Source organism: Rhizobium sp. A22-96 (assembly GCF_053521805.1).
In genome coordinates this window covers 124,326-143,916 of record NZ_JBNWDQ010000004.1, presented here as the reverse complement: position 1 = coordinate 143,916, position 19,591 = coordinate 124,326, and the positions used below count along the sequence as shown (strand labels likewise).

At 60.1% G+C, this 19,591-nt stretch carries 25 protein-coding genes and 1 tRNA gene; 18 read left to right on the top strand and 8 right to left on the bottom strand.

Annotated elements, in window-relative coordinates; all coding sequences use genetic code 11:
- Positions 1 to 121: 121 nt before the first annotated feature.
- Genes ACQZ6F_RS19015 through ACQZ6F_RS19005 form a run of 3 tightly spaced genes read left to right on the top strand, consistent with a single transcriptional unit; the run spans position 122 to position 1,145 of the window.
- Positions 122 to 400, top strand: coding sequence for a hypothetical protein (locus ACQZ6F_RS19015; protein WP_449094028.1), 279 nt, complete (start codon positions 122 to 124; stop codon positions 398 to 400).
- Positions 397 to 777, top strand: a complete 381-nt coding sequence (locus ACQZ6F_RS19010) for a hypothetical protein (protein ID WP_449094029.1) — start codon at positions 397 to 399, stop codon at positions 775 to 777. Before ACQZ6F_RS19015 ends, ACQZ6F_RS19010 begins: the two co-directional genes overlap by 4 nt.
- Entirely contained in the window at positions 756 to 1,145 is a 390-nt protein-coding gene (locus ACQZ6F_RS19005) for a putative Ig domain-containing protein (RefSeq protein WP_449096336.1), read from the top strand. The genes ACQZ6F_RS19010 and ACQZ6F_RS19005 overlap by 22 nt, the downstream gene beginning before the upstream one ends.
- Positions 1,146 to 1,443: 298 nt before the next feature.
- Here ACQZ6F_RS19005 and ACQZ6F_RS19000 read toward each other — a convergent pair whose 3' ends face one another.
- From ACQZ6F_RS19000 to ACQZ6F_RS18985, 4 genes are all read right to left on the bottom strand, one after another.
- On the bottom strand, positions 1,444 to 1,761 hold the full coding sequence (locus ACQZ6F_RS19000; RefSeq protein WP_449094031.1) for a hypothetical protein: 318 nt from the start codon (positions 1,759 to 1,761) through the stop codon (positions 1,444 to 1,446).
- 3 nt (positions 1,762 to 1,764) lie between these two features.
- Positions 1,765 to 2,031 carry a hypothetical protein gene (locus ACQZ6F_RS18995; protein ID WP_449094032.1) on the bottom strand — a complete coding sequence of 89 codons (267 nt, stop codon included), beginning with the start codon at positions 2,029 to 2,031 and terminating at the stop codon, positions 1,765 to 1,767.
- A gap of 57 nt (positions 2,032 to 2,088) precedes the next feature.
- Positions 2,089 to 2,328 carry a hypothetical protein gene (locus ACQZ6F_RS18990; RefSeq protein ID WP_449094033.1) on the bottom strand — a complete coding sequence of 80 codons (240 nt, stop codon included), beginning with the start codon at positions 2,326 to 2,328 and terminating at the stop codon, positions 2,089 to 2,091.
- Positions 2,329 to 2,551: 223 nt separating this feature from the next.
- Positions 2,552 to 2,734: a hypothetical protein gene (locus ACQZ6F_RS18985; protein WP_449094034.1), complete on the bottom strand. Its 183-nt coding sequence runs from the start codon at positions 2,732 to 2,734 to the stop codon at positions 2,552 to 2,554.
- 27 nt (positions 2,735 to 2,761) lie between these two features.
- Here ACQZ6F_RS18985 and ACQZ6F_RS18980 point away from each other — a divergent pair, with 27 nt between their 5' ends.
- Positions 2,762 to 3,067 carry a hypothetical protein gene (locus ACQZ6F_RS18980; protein ID WP_449094035.1) on the top strand — a complete coding sequence of 102 codons (306 nt, stop codon included), beginning with the start codon at positions 2,762 to 2,764 and terminating at the stop codon, positions 3,065 to 3,067.
- A gap of 571 nt (positions 3,068 to 3,638) precedes the next feature.
- Here the strand turns inward: ACQZ6F_RS18980 and ACQZ6F_RS18975 are convergent.
- From ACQZ6F_RS18975 to ACQZ6F_RS18965, 3 genes are all read right to left on the bottom strand, one after another.
- Positions 3,639 to 4,889 (bottom strand): hypothetical protein, encoded by a 1,251-nt coding sequence (locus ACQZ6F_RS18975; RefSeq protein WP_449094036.1) that lies wholly within the window; start codon positions 4,887 to 4,889, stop codon positions 3,639 to 3,641.
- 767 nt (positions 4,890 to 5,656) lie between these two features.
- Positions 5,657 to 7,225, bottom strand: a complete 1,569-nt coding sequence (locus ACQZ6F_RS18970; RefSeq protein WP_449094037.1) for a DUF6538 domain-containing protein — start codon at positions 7,223 to 7,225, stop codon at positions 5,657 to 5,659.
- An 86-nt stretch (positions 7,226 to 7,311) separates the two neighbouring features.
- Positions 7,312 to 7,401: transfer RNA gene (locus ACQZ6F_RS18965), tRNA-Ser, on the bottom strand.
- Between the two features lie 305 nt (positions 7,402 to 7,706).
- Between ACQZ6F_RS18965 and rplU the strand changes: the two genes are divergently transcribed.
- The 11 genes from rplU (at position 7,707) to modC (ending at position 17,316) form a co-directional block, all read left to right on the top strand.
- Positions 7,707 to 8,024, top strand: a complete 318-nt coding sequence (gene rplU, locus ACQZ6F_RS18960; RefSeq protein ID WP_004127263.1) for a 50S ribosomal protein L21 — start codon at positions 7,707 to 7,709, stop codon at positions 8,022 to 8,024.
- Between the two features lie 32 nt (positions 8,025 to 8,056).
- A complete protein-coding gene (gene rpmA, locus ACQZ6F_RS18955) occupies positions 8,057 to 8,326 on the top strand; it encodes a 50S ribosomal protein L27 (protein WP_007790980.1) in 270 nt (89 codons plus the stop codon).
- A gap of 130 nt (positions 8,327 to 8,456) precedes the next feature.
- Complete coding sequence (locus tag ACQZ6F_RS18950; RefSeq protein ID WP_068390233.1) at positions 8,457 to 9,092, top strand: GNAT family N-acetyltransferase; 636 nt, start codon at positions 8,457 to 8,459, stop codon at positions 9,090 to 9,092.
- On the top strand, positions 9,089 to 9,676 hold the full coding sequence (locus ACQZ6F_RS18945; protein ID WP_449094038.1) for a GNAT family N-acetyltransferase: 588 nt from the start codon (positions 9,089 to 9,091) through the stop codon (positions 9,674 to 9,676). Before ACQZ6F_RS18950 ends, ACQZ6F_RS18945 begins: the two co-directional genes overlap by 4 nt.
- Before the next feature lie 269 nt (positions 9,677 to 9,945).
- Complete coding sequence (obgE, locus tag ACQZ6F_RS18940; RefSeq protein WP_068390237.1) at positions 9,946 to 11,043, top strand: GTPase ObgE; 1,098 nt, start codon at positions 9,946 to 9,948, stop codon at positions 11,041 to 11,043.
- Positions 11,040 to 12,209 (top strand): glutamate 5-kinase, encoded by a 1,170-nt coding sequence (proB, locus tag ACQZ6F_RS18935; RefSeq protein ID WP_449094039.1) that lies wholly within the window; start codon positions 11,040 to 11,042, stop codon positions 12,207 to 12,209. The genes obgE and proB overlap by 4 nt, the downstream gene beginning before the upstream one ends.
- Positions 12,202 to 13,485, top strand: coding sequence for a glutamate-5-semialdehyde dehydrogenase (locus tag ACQZ6F_RS18930; protein WP_449094040.1), 1,284 nt, complete (start codon positions 12,202 to 12,204; stop codon positions 13,483 to 13,485). The genes proB and ACQZ6F_RS18930 overlap by 8 nt, the downstream gene beginning before the upstream one ends.
- Before the next feature lie 37 nt (positions 13,486 to 13,522).
- Positions 13,523 to 14,104, top strand: a complete 582-nt coding sequence (locus ACQZ6F_RS18925; RefSeq protein ID WP_246662488.1) for a nicotinate-nucleotide adenylyltransferase — start codon at positions 13,523 to 13,525, stop codon at positions 14,102 to 14,104.
- Positions 14,105 to 14,660: 556 nt separating this feature from the next.
- On the top strand, positions 14,661 to 15,458 hold the full coding sequence (modA, locus tag ACQZ6F_RS18920) for a molybdate ABC transporter substrate-binding protein (RefSeq protein WP_449094041.1): 798 nt from the start codon (positions 14,661 to 14,663) through the stop codon (positions 15,456 to 15,458).
- Positions 15,459 to 15,544: 86 nt separating this feature from the next.
- The gene (modB, locus tag ACQZ6F_RS18915; protein ID WP_077470452.1) at positions 15,545 to 16,246 is read left to right on the top strand and encodes a molybdate ABC transporter permease subunit; all 702 of its coding nucleotides are present in this window, start codon (positions 15,545 to 15,547) and stop codon (positions 16,244 to 16,246) included.
- Positions 16,243 to 17,316, top strand: coding sequence for a molybdenum ABC transporter ATP-binding protein (gene modC / locus ACQZ6F_RS18910; RefSeq protein WP_449094042.1), 1,074 nt, complete (start codon positions 16,243 to 16,245; stop codon positions 17,314 to 17,316). The genes modB and modC overlap by 4 nt, the downstream gene beginning before the upstream one ends.
- Positions 17,317 to 17,325: 9 nt before the next feature.
- Here modC and ACQZ6F_RS18905 read toward each other — a convergent pair whose 3' ends face one another.
- A complete protein-coding gene (locus tag ACQZ6F_RS18905; protein WP_449094043.1) occupies positions 17,326 to 17,709 on the bottom strand; it encodes a winged helix-turn-helix domain-containing protein in 384 nt (127 codons plus the stop codon).
- Between the two features lie 155 nt (positions 17,710 to 17,864).
- Here ACQZ6F_RS18905 and ACQZ6F_RS18900 point away from each other — a divergent pair, with 155 nt between their 5' ends.
- The 3 genes from ACQZ6F_RS18900 to rlmH all read left to right on the top strand — a co-directional run bounded on the left by ACQZ6F_RS18900 (position 17,865) and on the right by rlmH (position 19,425).
- Complete coding sequence (locus ACQZ6F_RS18900) at positions 17,865 to 18,164, top strand: DUF1330 domain-containing protein (protein WP_449094044.1); 300 nt, start codon at positions 17,865 to 17,867, stop codon at positions 18,162 to 18,164.
- A gap of 158 nt (positions 18,165 to 18,322) precedes the next feature.
- Positions 18,323 to 18,769, top strand: coding sequence for a ribosome silencing factor (gene rsfS, locus ACQZ6F_RS18895; protein ID WP_068390257.1), 447 nt, complete (start codon positions 18,323 to 18,325; stop codon positions 18,767 to 18,769).
- A 173-nt stretch (positions 18,770 to 18,942) separates the two neighbouring features.
- On the top strand, positions 18,943 to 19,425 hold the full coding sequence (rlmH, locus tag ACQZ6F_RS18890) for a 23S rRNA (pseudouridine(1915)-N(3))-methyltransferase RlmH (protein ID WP_449094045.1): 483 nt from the start codon (positions 18,943 to 18,945) through the stop codon (positions 19,423 to 19,425).
- The last annotated feature ends 166 nt before the right edge of the window (positions 19,426 to 19,591 follow it).

Here is a 19,591-nt window from a genome sequence, read left to right as displayed (position 1 = left end):
CCTGCGGACTGGCGGGGCTGCCACATCTGTCGGCCACGCTCATCACGTTGACGGTGTTCTGTGCCGTGCCGGCGCTTGTCGTCCACGTGCTGGACGCCCCGTCCCGCAGGAGGACTACCATATGAAGATCGAGTCTCCATCCATCGTATTCATGCTCGCGGTCCTACTGGCTAGCGTGGTAGCCCATGGTCTCCTGACCGTTACGTTTGCCGTGAGCGCAGGGATGCTGATGGCCGCCTCATCAGGCGCATACGCAACAGGATCGCAGGGCGATGGAATACTTCTGATGGCGGCTGTCCTAATGCTACTGTCTGGATATTTCCGTGCGGGCAACGTAGCTAGCGCCGAAATCGCCCGAGCGATGACCTGGCTCTTCTACGGCGAGTGGGTGCCGCGATGAAACGGGTGGCGCTAGTAGCCGCCGCGCTGGCGGCATTCACGGCGGGGCCGGCGATCGCCGCACCCGTAGACCACCGTGTCAATGTCACCGCCGATCCTGCGGCGATGTGCGGTCCGAACTCCTTCTGTTCAGGACGTACCTCCCTGATCTTCCAATACGACGACAGGGCAATTCAGGGCGATGTCGTCGTTTGGGGGTGCCACGGCTGTCGGGGCGAGGTGATAGAGGGGATGCCGCCGTGGATGCGGAAGGTGACGACGAGCACAGGATACGACCTGGTCGGGCGACCCCAGCCCGGGGCGTATGCGGTCAAGAGCTATTACGACGGCGTTTATAAGCCATCGCTCGATGAAAAATGGACGTTTATTCCGAGATGAAACGAGCCATTCTCAGCACTCTCTCGTTCCTTGCTCTAGTGATCGGACCAGCTCACGCCGGTTCGATCCTCGACGCCGCCACCCCTGCCGATGCGCTCAAGGTCGAGTTCGTGAGCCCGGACACGACGCCGACTAATCGGCTTGCAGCAGGCAAGCCCCTGACGATTGATGTCGTAGTCTCTCGGTCAACCGGAGCCGTCCAGGTGACGCCTACGGCAACACCTGGTTGGATGACTTACGATCCGAAAACCCGTCAATTTTCGGGGGTGCCCATCGCTGGCGAGCATGAGCTTGCCGTGAGGGTGACGGACGCCGGGACAGGCCAGACGGCAACGGGTGTCCTGACGTTCAACATCGAACCGAGGTGAAGGCCGCACCGTCCATTGACCCATGTGCGCCGGCGGCGCACACTTTACTTGTCTGATTGGTCTGAAACCGGGCGGTTGGAGACTGTCAAGACAAGACGGCGGGCGGAAAGCGTTCTGACAATCCAACCTGCCGGGGCTGGAACCGCTAAGGGGAATGCTTGTAAAACAGACCACCTAACCCCTTGCCGAACTCCTCCACGGCAAGGGGTTTGACGTTTCGGGGCACGGAGTAAGGAAGCCGTGTCGGGGGTAGTCAGTCCCGCGGCCGGTGGCCGCTTAGCCGCTTATATGAATCTCCTCACGAAGCGGCGACGATCTCGGGGTCGTCGCCTAGATCGTCATTGTCTTCGATCTCATTGAGAAGGTCGATGCAGCGACCGACCATCTCGCGCAATTCTTGTACGCGGCCAAGAAGTTCTCTTGCTTCGCGGATGGCGGCCTTCGTTTCGATTGCCGCTCCATCTTCATACGCCGCTTCCAAGTCAGCCACAACCGCTGCCCCGTCCTTGCGGAGAGACTTCCATTTGTACTCATCTTCGTCAAATCTGCCGAGCAGGCCGTAAAGAGAGTCGAACGCATCGATTACACGCTCTCGCCGTTCGAATTTATTAGTCATTGGTCAGTCCTTCCGGTCAATTTTCGTGACGATTCCCGCATTCGAAATCTCTTGCTGTTCCGCTTCGCGGCGCTCGATGCTCTGGATCGTGTTCCACGCTTCCATTAGCTCGTTGCGGGCGCGTTCCAGTCGCCTTTGCACGGCGTCGGCATCGGAAGTGCCCAGTCGCGCAAATCCCTTCGCTGCAGCAACAAGGCGGGCGTCAATGTTATGGTATTCATCATAGTCCAACGGGAAATCTGCCCGTGGAATTTCCAAGAATCGTGTCACGCTGGTTTCCTAATTTTAGGGGTGATGAATTCTAATTTACCTCTGCCCTGTGCGTTTCTAGCCGTAGACCCGCCAGACTCTTCGCGCCCAGTTTTCGAATGCGTGTTCCACCTGGGCCAGCGCCTTTCCCATGTCGCCAGCGACACCGCTCGCAATGACACGCCTGCCTTTCCGGAAGAACCATGCGGCACCGCGCATGTCGGGCAGGTCGCCGACATACAGGCGGTATGCCGTGCCGGCTCGCCGAATCCGGCACTGGGCACTCCTGGCTTTCTCATTCCATGGATAGTCACTCATGCGCACTCCTTCTTCTATACATAGTTGTATTTACAATCTCAGGGGTAAGGAGCAGCTGTTTGCCCAGCCCCTTCGATAACGCAACATATAAGAAACGATGCGCTCGGCGTCAATCGCGTAAGCTATTGTTTTAATTCAAGAACTCGTTGTGTTTGTACCGCTCGCTGAGTTCTTGAATTAAACCTGTATTCGAGTTCTTGAATTTCGACATCGAGTTCTTGAATTAATTTGCGGTTGCATTTCGCAACATGGCCCTAACGAGCTTGGCAATAATGAGAAGCGGCAGGATGATCCAGAGAACGAGGCTTCCAACTTCGACCGCCTCGGGGGCCTTGGTGGCGATGACGTAGAGGACGGTGAAGGCTGCCATTGCGATCGGGAAGCCGAGGATACGGAGTGCGAGCATTGGTGCGTCCTTCTTTCAGGCTGTAGCTTGTTCGAGGCGACGGAACGCCCTAATGCCGCCCTGTTGAAACTCGCGGCGCATGTCGTCGGCGGCTCCGGGAATACGGGAACGCCGGACAAGATGTCGGGCCTTTGTCTTGGGGTCCAGTTTGTAGAGCAAGGCAATGTAGCAGATGAGGCCGCCGGAATGGTCGCGATGATTAACCTCTTCGACCTCTACGGCGAAAGTCAAACCCGGAATGGTTGTTCTTTTGATCTCCATGAGAGCGCCTTTACGTCTGTTTTTACTACACTTTATTTTTATCACGACATGGGAATCGAGCCCAGGGGATAACGCGGCGAGGTTGAGTTAAACCGGAGGGGCGGTTAGCGGGATCGGTAGGATTTTAGGGATTCCAGAACGAAGGGCCTGTTCCCTGTTCGATCCTGCCGGAGGCGAGGTCGAACCCGCCCGCAGGGCGGAAGTCTTAATGTTCCCCGTCCCGATGCCTCCAATCCGACCGGCACGCGCAGTGGCAGTCACCCCGGAGGGGCCGAAACAAAGTGGAGGACGGTACCGCCGTTGACAGAGCGAGCATGTCGGTAGGCTGGGCGGCAAGGGTGGGGAAGTGGATTTGAAGCAGTCAGACACGTTTGAACGTATATTAGCGCTGTACGAGGCTCTATACGTCGCCGTACAACACCGTTTCCTCTCAAAATGGCCCGTGGGTCATTCCGATGTGGGAACCGCATCCAGGCTGATGATGAGCATATCGGAGCGGCAAGCATAGTGGTCTCCCGGAACCGGGAGATGGCGCGGGAATTCGCGTATGCCGAGACCGGTTAAAAGGGCAGCCGTAGGAGGTTCAGCATAGCGCCACCGGCACGGGGGAACCGGGACAACTGCCTCCGGATCGGCATTCCTTTTATGCAACCGCCTTGTATAGTTCGACCGCTTCGAGCGGACGGGCCGCGGGGAACACCGCGGCAGCTTCCGCGATCACGCGGGCGATGCGATCCCTCGAACCGTGACGATCGGCGAGACGTCGGAGACGGTCGAGCGCATAAGCCTTGGCGAAGGCCGTATCCCGGTCGGCGCGATCCAGCTCGCGTCGCTCGGCCTGACGGGCGAAGCAACGTTCTGCCCGGAGCCGTTGATATTCAGCTTCGAGCGGCGCGGCATCCTGCTCGGTGGCCTCCAGGGCGGCGTCAAAACCTTCCTCGCCGCCGAACTCGACGCGTGACAGGAAGGTGGCCGCGAGACCGTGGCGCATCCAGACGCGCCACATGGGCGCTTCTACACGGCCCACGACTTCGTCGCTATCGTGCAACATCTGCTCGCCGCCTTCGCCGTCGTCGGCCAGCGAGGGAATGTCGAGCTTTTTGGCGAGCGCGGCGGATACGACGCAAGAGCGCGTTCCGGGCATGGTTTCCATGTATTCCCGCCAGCGGGCGAACATGGCGGCGTCTCCGTCCGCCGCGGCTACGGCGATATCCCACGGTGTCAGCGACGTCTCGGCCTTGGTCTCGTCCTTATGGCCTCCAGCGATCTCCCACGCCATGCTGCCCTTGGCCGTGTAATCGCTTGCGTCGGCGGCATCCCGCGCAACCCGGACATGCCAGCCGTGCCGATCCGAAACCTTGCCACCTCTGGCGCGGACTTGCTCAGCGTAGGCCCTCGCGATCCATGCGCCCGCCGCCTCGGCGCGCTCGTAGGCGTCGGGAAACTCGTAGAGCTCGGCACCCTCGCCTTCGGGGCCGTCCACCATGACGGAAAGGTGCTGATGGTAGTGCCAGCCGTTCGTCAGGCTATACGTCACTTCCTGACCGACGACCACGCCCAGAATACCGTAGTCCCTGACCGTTTTCGTCCAGGCGCGGCCCTTCCGGGCGATGCTGGAGGCGGTTGCTACGAGGGTCTTGATGTCGGCAAGCGACATGTCGAGCGAGTGGGATGCGGTGAGCACCACGAGCGCTGCGCGACCTCCGCGCTGGAACGTGGCATTGGCGGCAGCCTGAACCCGCTCGGCTCGGTCATGGGCTTTCTTCGTGGCACAGACGGGGCAGAGCCACGGCGAGCCACATCGGAAGATGCCGGAAACGCCGGCGCGTATCTCACCCGTTTCCGCCGCGGTGCGGAGATGGATGTTGACGCTGGTGGCGTCATGTCCTGGCATACCGCAACCGACGACGGCAGGGCCGCGAGCGCCTTCCTCGGCGGGTCGGCAGAGCCGTTGGATTTTGGATAGAAGGCTCCATCGTTTTACCGTGGATGATCCGGGGAGAGAGGCTTGGGCAACCTGGCGGGGGAGCGTATGACCTCCGTTCCCACTGCGTGGAACCGTAGCTCCTCCACTCCCGAGGCGGCCCTTTTTGGGCCTTACCTGCGCGCCTTCGGCTTGCTCATCGCCTTCGGCGATACGGGCGCGGGCGCGCGCCACCGAGGCCGCAATCATGTCCTGAACAAGCGGGGAAGGCTGCGGGACGGCGGGACGTATACGCGTCTGTGCGTCTTCGTAGGGATCGAAAGCAAAGCCCTTGTCAGCGAAGAGCTTGTCAACAAATTTGAGTCTGAGGGTTGGGGGTGATGTCGGCTTGGCTGGGATATGTCCCAGCCTGGCGGTCACTCAGCCGTCAACGGCGGCTTTACAACAATTTCAAGATCGTTCATCATTATCGAACATTCCTTGAGAGAAACCGCCGGAGGGTTGCGAGCCCGTTGATGGCGGTTTTTTCATGGTCAGCCGATACCGAGCATGGGTCAAGCGCCGAAAATCAGCTCTGTATCCGAAAAAGATGTGGCGCTGTCCTCAGGCACAAATGCTTTAATGCCCCCACCCCGTCCAAAGGACGGTGCTGCGGCCCTCCCCCGGGGGAGGGCCTCACGCCCCTCGCGGGGCGACCTGGTCTTATCGCCGTCGCGCAGGCGCTCCGGCGATGCCGATCAATCAAGCTGGAATCGTGGAAGCTTTGATATCTCGTGCACGAGGACGTGGGGCTCGTAGCCTCCATACGCTTCGCCTTCGGTGGCGGGAACATGACCTTGCATGTAGTCGCGAGCACCGACATCCATACGCACGCTCCGCGCCTTAGTTTTGAAGAGATGACGCCAGGCGTGGTTTGGTCTGATGCGCGGATCATTGACACCAAGCTCGCGGACCCATGAAGCCAGACGTTCGCTGACCTTATTGTATTGCGCGTTTCCAGCTTTACCGCCCCTAAATCTGGCTGGATCGTAGAATAGTGGCCCGTGGGACTGCGCTCTGACGAATTGAGCAAAGCCTTGTTCGAGGAGATGTGGATGGATACCGACGAATCGAGGATTCTTATCCTTAGTCGAGCCCGCTTCCGGAGTTACCCAGATAAGCAGATGACCGTCATGCGTCTGAATATCTTTTTTTCGTAACTGTGCAATCTCGCCCACTCGTGCTCCCGTATAAGCACAAAGCCACGGAACCCAGCGGCGAGCATTTGCCATTTCCCGTGTAGCTCGTGGCTGAGGAGCGGATAGCGAACCTTTGAGGATGATCGCGGCTTCTTCGGGCGTGAACCATTTTTGACGGGTAGTCGTCTTCTTTGGGACCGCCACGCTTATCCCGTCAAGCGGGTTGGCTACAATCCGCTTATTGGCTTTCGCCCATGCGCAGGTGGCTCTCAGACTGGCTAGATGGCTATCTCTGACATAGACGGCACTTAACCCCTTCTTCAGAAGGCGGTCTTTCCAGTCTACGATCCAATCGCCCGTTAGGTCGCGGATATCGGGAACCTCCGCGGCAACTTTAGCAATTATACCTTTCCACTTTTTGTATGACGGAGGCGCGATCTTCTTTTCGGCAACATAGTCCTCGAAGACCTGCGCCAGGGCGAACTTCCCTAAGTCGGATGCGTCTTTCTTCTTGGCTGTCAGGTCCAACTTGGGAAACCGATCGGCATCCGGATCGGGGCGATAGTCTCCATTCGCCAATTTCAACAAGTGCTCTTTTGCCTGAAGCACGGCGTACGCAACGGCATTGCGGAGGAGCACGAGGCTGGACTCGTCCAGGCGATACCCATGACGTTTCAGATAATCGTTGATCGCCCTATCATTGCGCCGCGTCCGATAGGCTTCCAGAACCTGCTCCACGAGAGCATTATTCTTGCTCAAGGGGACGACCTTGACCTTTTCGGGCCGCAAATGGAAGTAGTCGGCAATAAGGCCGGCCTCTCGAAGATGAGGTGGTCCAGGATCATCCTCGTTTTCGGCGATCATCGCTCGATAGATTTCCCCTGACATGGCAACAGCCTGCTTCTGCGAAAGGGAAATTACCCCAGCAGCCAACTGCCGCCACCTAGCCTCCGTGGCAGCGAGAATCCGGGCATGAGCGATCTTAGCTTCGTGAGGGTCGCGGGTACCGAGGCTCACCTTTTCCTCCCTCTTTCCAATAAGGGGAATCAGATGTTCTGGAACGCGTTTTCGAAACTGATAGATGCCGGTTACGGGATGTCGAGTTGGGCGTGACATTTTCAGGACCATGTGGACCGCCTTTGTGTACCAAAGCGACGGTTACAAAACCCTTACAGCCCAAGCTTTTGAGCGTTTTCAGTGCTTCTGGGAGATTATGGCGGAGAGGGTGGGATTTGAACCCACGATGCCCTTGCAGGCATGCCGCATTTCGAGTGCGGTGCATTCGACCACTCTGCCACCTCTCCGGTTATGCTGGTCGGCGCTGTCAGGCGCGGGCTGTCTCATAGCGACAGTCGGGGGGGATGGCAAGGGCGAATATGAAAGCTTTTCATCCTTTTGCCTTGACAGATCAGGGATGCTTATATATCCCGTGCGGCGCAATAGGTGTGGATAAGTCCGTGCCTTGCCAGCCTTGCCTTGCGCAAGGTTTCACCGGCAGATCCTTTCGAGGGCAGCAAGCCTTTGAAATCCCTGCTAAGTTTCGACTGATAAAAAGACGGCCGCTCGTCCTCAAGGCGAGAGAGCCGGAACGAACATGAAAGGATAAAAAATGTTCGCAGTCATCAAGACCGGCGGTAAGCAGTACCGTGTGGCAGCAAACGACGTGCTGACCATCGAGAAGCTCGAAGTCACCGCCGGCGGCACCGTAGAATTCACCGAAGTCCTCGTTATCGGCGAAGGCGCCGACGCTGCGATTGGTGCTCCCTTCGTCAAGGGCGCTTCCGTCAAGGCCGAAGTGGTCGAGCACAACCGCGGCAAGAAGGTCATCGCCTTCAAGAAGCGCCGTCGTCAGAACTCGAAGCGTTCGCGCGGCCATCGCCAGCACCACACTGTTGTCCGTATCACGGACATCGTGGCTGCCAAGTAAGTAACGGGATCAGGGTTTAAAGGAGAACTCCAATGGCACACAAAAAAGCTGGCGGTTCGTCGCGCAACGGTCGTGATTCTGAATCCAAGCGCCTTGGCGTGAAGAAGTTCGGTGGCGAAACCGTCATCGCAGGCAACATTATCGTGCGTCAGCGCGGCACGCAGTGGCATCCGGGTTCCAACGTTGGCCTCGGCAAGGATCACACGATTTTTGCGCTTACGGCGGGCAACGTGAACTACCGTACGAAGGCCAATGGCCGCGTGTACGTGTCTGTAATGCCGAAAGCGGAAGCAGCGGAATAAGCCGGTAGCGCTCTAAAACAGCCGGCGTCTCATCGACCCGGCTGACGCTACAAATGTTCAGTCAAGAAAAAAGGGGAGATGGGGCGCCATCTCCCCTTTTTCTTTACCCTCAACCAAGGAGGACTGAACCATGCAAGGCGAATTGTTAAGGGAAGACCAATCAAGGTCTCCCGAAGAACGGCTGAGGCCGGATAGGTTAAGGACCGATTGCCCCGTCTTATTGTCGGAAAGGCTCGTTCTGCGCGCGCCCCACGAAGAAGACATCGACGCCCTTGCCCATCTCGCCAACAACGCCAATGTCGCTACTATGGTATCGCGTATGCCGCACCCGTATACGACCAATGATGCCGCCGATTTCGTGCGACGCACGAAGCTTGGCGAGATTGGCAAGTGCGTCTATGCGATTACCAAAGCCGACAACGGCGCCTTTCTCGGTTGCTGCGGGGTCGAGCCCACCGGTGATCCACGCACGGTCGAGATCGGGTACTGGCTGGGCGAGCCCTACTGGAACCAGGGCTATACGACCGAAGCGGCCCACGCTCTGGTCGACATGGTCTTCCGCACGCGTGAAAACGTCGCGCAGATCGATGCCCGTTGCCGGGTCATGAACGTCGCATCGAGACGGGTCGTGCAGAAGTGCGGCTTCCAGTTTCAGGGGTCTGGCCTCGCCGCATCCCTGGCGCTTGGCAGCACCGTACCGGTCGAATGGTACAGGCTCGATCGCAAGACCTGGATATCGTTACGCAGCTGGGGAGGCATGAGATGAACGCGCTCGCCCTCACCCGTCGCAACGACCGTACCCTGACGCCCGGGCCGACGCCGGTCATCCAGACCGGCCGACTGACGCTGCGCCCGCACCGGCTCAGCGACGCCGATATGATCGCGGAATCGCTTTCGGATTTCGCCGTCACCCGCATGCTGGCCCGTGTCCCCGCGCCCTATGACCGGCAGGATGCGCTCGACTGGCTGGTCGAGCACACCTCCGGCCTGGGCATCGACTGGGAACTGGCCATCACCGAGCGGGATGATGCCCATATCGGCTGCGTCGGTATTGAGCTCCGCCACGGCCGCTGGCACCTCGGTTACTGGCTGAACCGCTTCTACTGGCGGCAAGGCATCATGACCGAAGCGGTCAAGGCTGCGCTCGAACGTTTTGCCCGCCGCATGCCCGAAGTCGCCGTCTATTCCGGCGCCTTCGCCGACAATCCGGCGTCGCTCAAGCTGCAGCAGAAGCTCGGCTTCGAGATCACCGGTTGCTCGGAGATCTACAGCTTCGCCCGCAACACCATGGTTCCGCATATCGAAACCGTATTGAGGCCGGGCGCGCTGCGGCTCTCGCAGGCAGCCTGAAGCCCTGAAAACCCGCTATCGCCGGCCCAACCGGCGATAGCGCCACACCGATCGCGCTGTTCTTGATGTTATGGCGTGTCGGTTGCACGATATTCTTTGACCTCAGCCCGAAGCGCCTATATCGAAGGCGACATGACGGGTAAATGGCCGGGCGATGCGCGCTTATGGATGCGCAAAGGGCGGCTGAAATCGATTAAAGAGCGCATAGGCTTTTCTAAATCCCATTCGATCCGAAGGGATATGCGCCGACACCGGGTGACGGACGTAAGATGAAATTTCTCGATGAAGCAAAAGTCTATATTCGCTCAGGCGACGGCGGCGCGGGCAGCGTCTCCTTCCGGCGCGAGAAATTCATCGAGTTCGGTGGACCGGATGGCGGCGATGGCGGCCGCGGCGGCGATGTCTGGGTCGAGGCCGTCAACGGTCTCAACACGCTGATCGACTTCCGCTATCAGCAGCATTTCAAGGCGACCATCGGCACGCATGGCATGGGCCGCAATCGCGCCGGCGCCAAGGGCGAAGACGTGACGCTGAAGGTGCCCGTGGGAACGCAGATCTTCGAGGAAGACGGTGAAACCCTGATCTGCGACATCACCCAGGAAGGCCAGCGCTTCCGCTTGGCGCCGGGCGGCAATGGCGGCTTCGGCAACGCCTATTTCAAATCCTCGGTCAATCAGGCGCCCGACTGGGCCAATCCCGGCCTGCCAGGCGAAGAAAAGACCATCTGGCTGCGACTGAAGCTGATCGCCGATGCCGGTCTCGTCGGCCTGCCGAATGCCGGCAAATCGACCTTTCTGGCCTCCGTCAGCCGTGCCCGGCCGAAGATCGCCAACTATCCGTTCACGACGCTGCACCCCAATCTCGGCGTCGCTACCATCGATGGCCAGGAATTCATCCTGGCCGACATTCCCGGCTTGATAGAAGGTGCGCATGAAGGCGTCGGCATCGGCGATCGCTTCCTCGGCCATGTCGAGCGCACACGCGTGCTGCTGCATCTGGTCTCCGCCCAGGAAGAGAAAGTCGGCAAGGCCTACAAGACCGTCAAGCACGAGCTTGAAGCCTACGGCAACAGCATTCCCGACAAGCCTGAAATCGTCGCACTGTCGCAGATCGACGTGGTGGACGAGGAAACGCTGAAGAAGAAGACGCGCGAGCTGGCGCGGGCCTGCGGCAAGACACCTTTCCAGATTTCCGCCATCACCGGCCGCGGCATGACCGAAGTGTTGCGCGCGCTGCGCGACGTCATCGTCGAAGCCAATGCGGGTGAGGCCGGCAGGCCGGCGAAGGCACCAAAGGTGCGCCATCGCGACCTGCAGACCTCCGACGATGCGGATGAGGATCACGAGGACGGGGATCAGCAGGGATGACCGCCCGCAAGCCGCTCGATCGCTACCGCCGCATCGTCATCAAGATCGGCTCTGCCCTTCTCGTCGATCGCAAGACCGGCTTGAAGAAATCCTGGCTCGACGGCATGTGCGCCGATATCGCCGCATTGAAGGCCAAGGGCATTGATGTTCTGGTCGTCTCCTCGGGCGCAATCGCGCTCGGGCGTTCCGTGCTCGACCTGCCCTCCGGCGCACTGAAGCTCGAGGAAAGCCAGGCGGCAGCAGCCGTCGGGCAGATTTCACTCGCCCGCGCCTGGTCGGAAAGCCTGTCGCATGACGATATCGTCGCCGGCCAGATCCTGCTGACGCTTGGCGACACCGAAGAGCGCCGCCGTTATCTGAACGCCCGCGCCACGATCAACCAGCTTCTGAAAATCGGCGCCGTGCCTATTATCAACGAGAACGACACGGTCGCCACAAGCGAAATCCGCTATGGCGACAATGACCGCCTCGCCGCCCGCGTCGCCACCATGACCGGCGCCGACCTTCTGGTGCTGCTGTCTGACATCGACGGACTTTACACCGCCCCGCCGCATCTCGATCCGCAAGCCAGGTTCCTGGAAACCATCGCCGAGATCACGCCCGAGATCGAGGCCATGGCCGGTGGCGCCGCTTCTGAACTGTCGCGCGGCGGCATGCGCACCAAGATCGATGCCGGCAAGATCGCGACCGGCGCCGGCTGCGCCATGATCATCGCGTCAGGCAAGACCGATCGCCCGCTCAACTCAATTGAAACCGGTGCGCGCTCCTCCTGGTTCGCCCCTTCGGGCACGCCCGTAACTGCCCGCAAAACCTGGATTGCCGGACAGCTGCAGCCCGCCGGCGAACTGCATGTCGACGAGGGCGCGGTGGCCGCGCTCGGCGCTGGCAAGAGCCTGCTGCCCGCCGGTGTGCGCAACGTCGTCGGCCATTTCGGCCGCGGCGACACGGTCGCCGTCATCGGTCCTACCGGCCGTGAAATCGCCCGGGGCCTCGCCGGCTACGACGCCGAAGAGGCGCGCCAGATCACCGGCCGCAAATCGGCGGAGATCGAGGCCATCCTCGGCTATGCCGGCCGCGCCGCCATGGTGCATCGCGACGACCTCGTCATGACCGCTTCCGTCAAGACGAAGGCCGAGAAATTGAATAGGGATGAAGCCCATGCTTGATACTGTCGCACAAAGCCCCGACATCGACGCGCTGATGAACGATATCGGCCGCAAGGCCCGGGCTGCGTCGCGACCGTTGGCTTTCGCTTCGACAGAGAGCAAGAACAAGGCGCTTGCCGCCATGGCGGACGCCATTCTCGCTCGCAAGGACCATATCCTTGCCGAAAACGCCAAGGACCTGAAAGACGTGGAAGGCACTGATATGCTCGCCTCCTTCGTCGACCGCCTGACGCTGAACGACAAGCGCGTCACTGAGATGGCCGAAGGCATTCGCGCCATCGCAGCACTGGCCGATCCGGTCGGCGAAGTCATTGCCGCCTGGGATCGGCCGAACGGGTTGAAGATCGAGCGCGTCCGCACGCCGCTCGGCGTCATCGGCGTCATCTTCGAAAGCCGGCCCAACGTGACGGCCGATGCCGGCGCGCTGTGCCTGAAGGCCGGCAATGCCGTTATCCTACGCTGCGGCAGCGATTCGCGCCGCTCCTCGCAGGCGATCCATGAATGCCTCGTCGAGGGGCTGAAGGCGGCAGGCTTGCCTGAATACGCCATTCAGCTCGTGCCCGTCAGCGACCGCGCCGCCGTCGGCGCCATGCTGCGCGGGCTCGAAGGCAATATCGACGTCATCGTGCCGCGCGGCGGCAAGAGCCTGGTTGGCCGTGTGCAGACCGAGGCGCGCGTGCCGGTCTTTGCCCATCTCGAAGGTATTTGCCACATCTATATCGACGCTTCGGCGGATCTGGACATGGCAAAATCCATCGTCGTCAACGCCAAGATGCGTCGCACCGGCGTCTGCGGTGCTGCGGAAACTTTGCTGGTCGACAGGAAGGTCGCCTCCACGCACCTCAAGCCACTGCTCGACGGGCTTGCCGCGGCAGGCTGCGAAATCCGCGGTTCGGCTGACGTGCTCAGCCTTGAGCCCGACCTCAAGGCTGCAACGGAAGAGGACTGGACGACGGAGTATCTGGCGGCGATCATTTCGGTTGCCCTCGTCGACGGCATTTCCGGCGCCATCGATCACATCGGCAAATATTCGTCCAACCATACCGAGGCCGTCATCGCCGAAGATCCCGATGTCGTCGGGCGCTTCTTCACCGAGATCGATTCGGCGATCCTGCTGCACAATGCCTCGACGCAATTTGCCGATGGCGGCGAATTCGGCATGGGCGCGGAAATCGGTATCGCCACCGGCAAGATGCACGCCCGCGGCCCTGTCGGCGTCGAGCAGCTGACATCCTTCAAATATCGCGTGCGCGGCGCCGGACAGATACGGCCCTGACGTGCTGAAAGAAGAGATCGATCAACGCTATCTGCGCATGCCCCATGCCGAGCGCGGCATGGTGGTCGGTCTTTTCGGCGGCTCGTTCAATCCGCCGCATCGCGGCCACGCGCTTGTGGCCGAGATCGCCATTCGCCGGCTCGGCCTCGATCAGCTCTGGTGGATGGTGACGCCGGGTAATCCGCTGAAGAATCATAATCACCTTGCGCCGCTGGCCGAACGTGTTGCACTCAGCGAAATGGTCGCCCGCGATCCGCGTATCAAGGTGACGGCGTTCGAACAGACGCTTGGGCTGAGCTACACTGCCAATACGCTGGCGCATATAAAGGCGCGCAACACCCGGGTGCATTTCATCTGGATCATGGGTGCCGACAGCCTCAATACGTTCCATCGCTGGCAAAAATGGCAGGAGATCGCTCGTACCTTCCCCATCGCCGTCATCGACCGGCCAGGATCGACGCTGTCCTACCTCTCCGCCAAGATGGCAAAGACATTTCACTACGCGCGCGTCGACGAGGATGACGCCCGCGTGCTCTGGAAGAGACAGGCGCCGGCCTGGACATTCATCCATGGGCCAAGATCGACACTCAGCTCGACAGCCTTGCGCGCAGGACAATAACCAACGGAATTTTTGGGAAGATTTAAAAATGAAAAGCCCGACGGGGGAGGAGGATCCGTCGGGCTTTAATCCTGATCAGCAACTGGGAGGAGGATAGTTGCTGATCCATATCTAGCGGCATTGGGAGGAGGAGATCGCCGCTTCGATGCTTATGTTTTAGCAGCTTCCGCCGAATAATAAATCGCCGATTGCGCAATGCAGCAATGCATTAGATACATGGCTTCAAAAAATTTCTGCCCAAAAAACGCTTCTTTCACAAATCGCGCGTCGTTCGAGGCGCATTCTCATGATCGAGGCATCCACCAAATATCGCGATAACCCACGGTTCGTAACGTTACGTGTTGTTTCGTGAGCGTTCGCCAATCCGGTGGGCGAATCCAGTCATGCGTTTTTGCAGCATCTAGGCGCCTTAATATGCACCGCAGAATAGAAAACCCATAAAATTCGTGGGGTTACGCATTCATGACACGATATATTTTTCCAAACACATCCCTAGCCAAGTTTCGCCCGTCGTTATATCTCTCGAAACATGTCGACATCTTTGGGGAGAAATAAGATGGCTACGAATAGACGCCGATGGATCAAACTTGCAACCGCCGCAATATCAGCCGCTTGGCTCGGCCTGTCGGTCATTCCGACGCCGGCGCTCGCCGCCGACAAGATCGTGGTTTTTGCCGCCGCCAGCATGAAGAACGCGCTCGATAATGCCGATGCCGCCTTCACAAAGGAAACCGGCAAGGAGGTCACCGTCTCCTATGCCGCGAGCGGACCGCTTGCAAAGCAGCTTGAAAACGGTGCGCCCGCCGACGTCTTCATTTCCGCCGACACCAACTGGATGGATTATGTCGCCGGCAAGAAGCTGATCAAGGACGACAGCCGGGTGAACCTCCTCGGCAACAAGCTCGTTCTGGTCGCCGCCAAGGACAAGGCGAAGCCCGTCGACATCAAACATGGCTTCGATCTGGCAGCCCTTCTCGGCGATGGCCGCCTGGCGATCGGCCAGCCGGAATCGGTGCCGGCAGGCAAATACGGCAAGACGGCGCTGGAAAAGCTGGGCGTCTGGGCTTCCGTTGAAAAGAAGGTCGCCGGCGCCGAAAGCGTACGCGCTGCCCTTGCGCTCGTATCGCGCGGCGAAGCCCCCTACGGCATCGTCTACCAGACCGACGTCTCGGCAGATCCGGGCGTTGCCGTCGTCGGTACTTTCCCGGCGGACAGCCACCCGCCGATCGTCTACCCGATCGCCATCACCGCCAGCAGCAAGAACCCCGACGTCCAGGCCTATTTCGACTATCTGAAATCGGCTAAGGCTGTTCCCTTCTTCGAGCATGAGGGCTTCACGATCCTGAAGAAGTGAGCGTCATCACCGCAATTCAGGCATGACAGTTCAACCATCAGGCTCGCCGACCCATGGCGGGCCTGAGATGTTTCAAGGGGTGGGATTTGGACGCATTGGGTTTGAGCAGCGACGAATGGACGGCGATCGAGCTGAGCCTGCGCGTTTCCATCGTCGCCATGCTGGTCAGCCTGCCCTTCGGCATCGCAGCCGCCTATCTGCTGGCGCGCGGCCGCTTCTGGGGCAAATCGATCCTCAACGGCATCATTCATCTGCCGCTGATCCTGCCGCCTGTCGTGACCGGCTTCATCCTTCTCATCCTCTTCGGCCGCAAGGGGCCGATCGGCTCATTGCTCGACCAATATCTCGGCCTCGTCTTTTCCTTCCGTTGGACGGGTGCGGCCCTTGCCTGCGGCGTCATGGGCTTTCCTCTGATGGTCCGCAGCATCCGTCTGTCGATCGAAGCCGTCGACCGCAAGCTGGAGGAAGCCGCCGGTACACTCGGCGCCAACCCGGCATGGACCTTCCTGACGGTAACCTTGCCGCTCATCCTGCCCGGCGTCATCGCCGGGATGATCCTATCCTTTGCCAAAGCCATGGGCGAGTTCGGCGCCACCGTCACCTTCGTCTCCAATATTCCCGGCGAGACCCAGACCCTGTCTTCGGCCATCTATACCTTCACCCAGGTTCCGGGCGGTGATGCCGGGGCGATGCGGCTGACCATCGTCGCCGTCATCATTTCCATGGCCGCCCTGCTCGCCTCGGAATTTCTTGCCTATCTCGCCGGCCGGAGGGTGGATTTCGAATGACCCTCTCCGTCGATATCCGCCACCGTCTCGGCGCTTTCTCGCTGGAGGCAACATTCACCTCCGAGGGCGGCGTCACAGCCCTTTTCGGCCGCTCGGGCTCGGGCAAGACGTCGATCATCCGCATTATCGCCGGCCTGATCCGGCCCGACCATGGCCGCATCAGCCTTGATGGCACCGTGCTCGCTGACACCGACGGAAAGGTTTTCGTTCCGCGCCACCGTCGGCGCTTCGGCTATGTCTTCCAGGAGGCCCGCCTCTTTCCGCATCTCTCGGTGCGGCAGAACCTCAATTATGGCCGTTGGTTCGCACCCAGGGGTGAGCGCAGCGAGAGCTTTGACGGCGTGGTCGATCTTCTTGGCATCGGCCCACTGCTCGACCGCAGGCCGACCAAACTTTCCGGCGGCGAGAAGCAGCGCGTCGCGATCGGCCGGGCACTCCTGTCATCGCCCCGGCTGCTGTTGATGGACGAACCGCTGGCAGCACTCGATGAGGCCCGGAAAGCGGAAATCCTGCCCTATCTCGAACGGTTGCGCGACGAGACGAAGATACCGATCATCTATGTCAGCCACTCGATCGCCGAAGTGGCGCGGCTGGCGAACCGCGTCGTCGTCATGCGCGATGGCAAGGTGGAGACGATCGGCGCCGCGACCGACATCTTCAGCCAGCTTTCCGGCCCGCTGGCAGCCGACCGGCGCGAGGCGGGCGTGCTGCTGGAAGGCCGCGTCGAGGACATCGATACCAGGCATAACCTGACGGTCGTGGCCTTGAAGGCGGCGAGGCTCTTCGTGCCCGGCCAGGCGGCCGCCGTCGGCAAGACGGTGCGTGTCCATATCCCCGCCCGCGACGTCATGCTGGCAACCGCAAGGCCCGAGGGCCTCAGCGCGCTGAACATCCTCGAAGGCGTGGTGCGCGATATCGCCATGATGGCCGATGGAACGGCGGAGGTGAAAGTTGATTGCGGCGGGGACGCCGTATTTGCGCGCATCACGCAATTCTCCGTCGATCGGCTGGGCCTGCGAGCTGGCCTGCCAGTCCATGCGATCATCAAGACCGTGGCGCTCGAACAATAAAGGGGTGGATCAGGGCTTCTCGGCCGGGGCATCGTCCGTGCTGCGATTGGCTTCGAGCCAATCCAGATCGTCAGCTATGGCGGAACGCAAGGTCGTCTCCATGCTGCGAAAGCGCCGCAGCAACTCCTCGCCGAAAGGGGTCAGTGCCGCGCCGCCGCCCTTCTGGCCGCCGCGTTGCGATTCGACAACCGGCTCCCGGAACATATGGTTCAACTCGCTGATGAGCAGCCACGCCCGGCGATAGGACATGTCCATGGCGCGGCCGGCAGCGGAGATCGAGCCCGTCTCCCGAATATGCTCGAGAAGCTCCATCTTGCCGCGCCCAAGTCGGTCCTGCCCCGAAAAATGGATGCGAAGGATGGGCTTTAGCGATGGCTGCGGAGTGTCGGTCATGGCATCTGGGATGTTGGATCTACTTTTCTATACGCGGCCTTCGCGCGCCTGTACATGGGACGCAGATGACCTATCTGACATGAAGAATCACGCGCATCCACGCCCGAAACAACAGCGATGCGAGATCATGCTCTAACATGTAGATGGGAGCAGCCATGTCGGCCTATATCATCTCCGACGTCACGGCCAAGGACGCCGAAGCATTCCAGACCTATCGAAGCCGCGCCGCCGCCTCCATAGCCCATTATGGCGGCCGCTATCTCGTTCGCGGCGGCGATGTGGAGCAATTGGAAGGCGAGTGGTTGCCGCGAGCAATCATCATCGTCGAGTTTCCCGACATCGAGCAGGCGCGGATCTGGTATCGCTCGCCGGAATATGCCCTTGCCCTTAAGGTTCGCGATCAGGCCCTCAGCCGCAACCTCATTCTTGTCGACGGAGTGAGCCCGGAAGGCTGATTTTTGGCTTTCGGTGCGAATATTCTCCATATCTGGTGCGAAAGCGCCCCATTCAGACACAAATCCTTGTCTTTGCGGCCTGTAGAACGTCGCCTGCGTCTTGAAACCTTTATGCTTTGATGCCTATCTTTATGGTGTGATCGACTCAGATCGCATATGTGCCTGTTCTGTTACTCAAGGAAGGAAGAGCACTGACAACAGTACACGCCAAGGGGAGAGCGCCTGTCGTTATCCCGAAGAGCTCGGAACGTGGCGTCGATGCCGCTGCCCGCGCCCTGCAAGCCGTCCTCGTAAGCCTCGAGGACTCCAAGGCCGAAAATATCGTCACCATCGACATTGCTGGCAAGTCTGCGCTCGGAGACCATATGGTCGTCGTCTCCGGTCGATCGAGCCGTCATGTCCTGGCGATTGCCGACCATCTCATGACCGATCTCAAGGACGAGGGCTTCGGCAATGCCCGCGTCGAGGGTCTGGATGGCGGTGACTGGGTGTTGATCGACACCGGCGACATCATCATTCATGTCTTCCGTCCCGAGATCCGCGAGTTCTACAACATCGAAAAGATGTGGGCAGCACCCGATCTCGACGAAGGCACGCTGCACTAGCCGAGCGACGCGCATTTCCTGGGAAAGTGCACAGCGGTTTTCCATCCGGAATGCGAAAATGCTCAAAAAGCGCCGTTCCCGGCCCTGGCTGGCAGCTCTCAATCGCCGGACATGACTGTCCGGCAAGGGTTTTGTTTTGTGCCGCCATCGTGGCGGATATGCTTGGAGCGGGAATGCGAATAGGTCTTTTTGCTGTGGGGCGGTTGAAAACCGGCCCTGAGAAGGATCTTGCGGCTCGCTATCTCGACCGCTTTGCCAAAGCCGGGCCGGCTATCGGCCTGGAACTGGTCCGCATGACCGAAGTTGCCGAAAGCCGCGCATCCAACGGCGAAACCCGCAAGCGTGAGGAAGCCGGGCTGCTGCAAAAGGCGCATCCCGAAGGCGGCGTCCTCATCCTTCTCGACGAACGTGGCAAGGCTCTGGACAGCGAAGCCTTTGCCGCCATGCTTGGCACGTTCCGCGATCAGGGCAAGCGCGATCTGACGATTGCCATCGGCGGCGCAGACGGCCTCGACCCGTCCCTTTACGACAAGGCCGACATGACCCTATGCCTCGGCAAATTGACCTGGCCGCACCAGCTCGTGCGCATTCTCATCGCCGAACAGCTGTACCGCGCCGTCACCATCTTGTCCGGACACCCCTATCACCGGGTGTGACTTCGGGCCGCCGTAGGCTGCTCCTTCGAAAACAGTTTGGCTTCCGGGCTTTTTGCGTTAACGAAACGCTCACACAGGCGTGTTTTGATTCCCGCCTTAAAATTGATGATGCTTCCCAGGTGATCGCGGCAAATCGGCTTGTTTTCACGCGATCTGAAGGGACCAG

Excerpts from the sequence above, each read along its gene's own strand:
- ACQZ6F_RS19015 (WP_449094028.1), top strand. The coding sequence starts at position 122 with ATGAAGATCGAGTCTCCATCCATCGTATTCATGCTCGCGGTCCTACTG.
- ACQZ6F_RS19010 (WP_449094029.1), top strand. The coding sequence starts at position 397 with ATGAAACGGGTGGCGCTAGTAGCCGCCGCGCTGGCGGCATTCACGGCG.
- ACQZ6F_RS19005 (WP_449096336.1), top strand. The coding sequence starts at position 756 with ATGGACGTTTATTCCGAGATGAAACGAGCCATTCTCAGCACTCTCTCG.
- ACQZ6F_RS19000 (WP_449094031.1), bottom strand. The coding sequence starts at position 1,761 with ATGACTAATAAATTCGAACGGCGAGAGCGTGTAATCGATGCGTTCGAC.
- ACQZ6F_RS18990 (WP_449094033.1), bottom strand. The coding sequence starts at position 2,328 with ATGAGTGACTATCCATGGAATGAGAAAGCCAGGAGTGCCCAGTGCCGG.
- ACQZ6F_RS18985 (WP_449094034.1), bottom strand. The coding sequence starts at position 2,734 with ATGCTCGCACTCCGTATCCTCGGCTTCCCGATCGCAATGGCAGCCTTC.
- ACQZ6F_RS18975 (WP_449094036.1), bottom strand. The coding sequence starts at position 4,889 with ATGCCAGGACATGACGCCACCAGCGTCAACATCCATCTCCGCACCGCG.
- ACQZ6F_RS18970 (WP_449094037.1), bottom strand. The coding sequence starts at position 7,225 with ATGGTCCTGAAAATGTCACGCCCAACTCGACATCCCGTAACCGGCATC.
- rplU (WP_004127263.1), top strand. The coding sequence starts at position 7,707 with ATGTTCGCAGTCATCAAGACCGGCGGTAAGCAGTACCGTGTGGCAGCA.
- rpmA (WP_007790980.1), top strand. The coding sequence starts at position 8,057 with ATGGCACACAAAAAAGCTGGCGGTTCGTCGCGCAACGGTCGTGATTCT.
- ACQZ6F_RS18950 (WP_068390233.1), top strand. The coding sequence starts at position 8,457 with ATGCAAGGCGAATTGTTAAGGGAAGACCAATCAAGGTCTCCCGAAGAA.
- ACQZ6F_RS18945 (WP_449094038.1), top strand. The coding sequence starts at position 9,089 with ATGAACGCGCTCGCCCTCACCCGTCGCAACGACCGTACCCTGACGCCC.
- obgE (WP_068390237.1), top strand. The coding sequence starts at position 9,946 with ATGAAATTTCTCGATGAAGCAAAAGTCTATATTCGCTCAGGCGACGGC.
- proB (WP_449094039.1), top strand. The coding sequence starts at position 11,040 with ATGACCGCCCGCAAGCCGCTCGATCGCTACCGCCGCATCGTCATCAAG.
- ACQZ6F_RS18930 (WP_449094040.1), top strand. The coding sequence starts at position 12,202 with ATGCTTGATACTGTCGCACAAAGCCCCGACATCGACGCGCTGATGAAC.
- ACQZ6F_RS18925 (WP_246662488.1), top strand. The coding sequence starts at position 13,523 with ATGCCCCATGCCGAGCGCGGCATGGTGGTCGGTCTTTTCGGCGGCTCG.
- modA (WP_449094041.1), top strand. The coding sequence starts at position 14,661 with ATGGCTACGAATAGACGCCGATGGATCAAACTTGCAACCGCCGCAATA.
- modC (WP_449094042.1), top strand. The coding sequence starts at position 16,243 with ATGACCCTCTCCGTCGATATCCGCCACCGTCTCGGCGCTTTCTCGCTG.
- ACQZ6F_RS18905 (WP_449094043.1), bottom strand. The coding sequence starts at position 17,709 with ATGACCGACACTCCGCAGCCATCGCTAAAGCCCATCCTTCGCATCCAT.
- ACQZ6F_RS18900 (WP_449094044.1), top strand. The coding sequence starts at position 17,865 with ATGTCGGCCTATATCATCTCCGACGTCACGGCCAAGGACGCCGAAGCA.
- rlmH (WP_449094045.1), top strand. The coding sequence starts at position 18,943 with ATGCGAATAGGTCTTTTTGCTGTGGGGCGGTTGAAAACCGGCCCTGAG.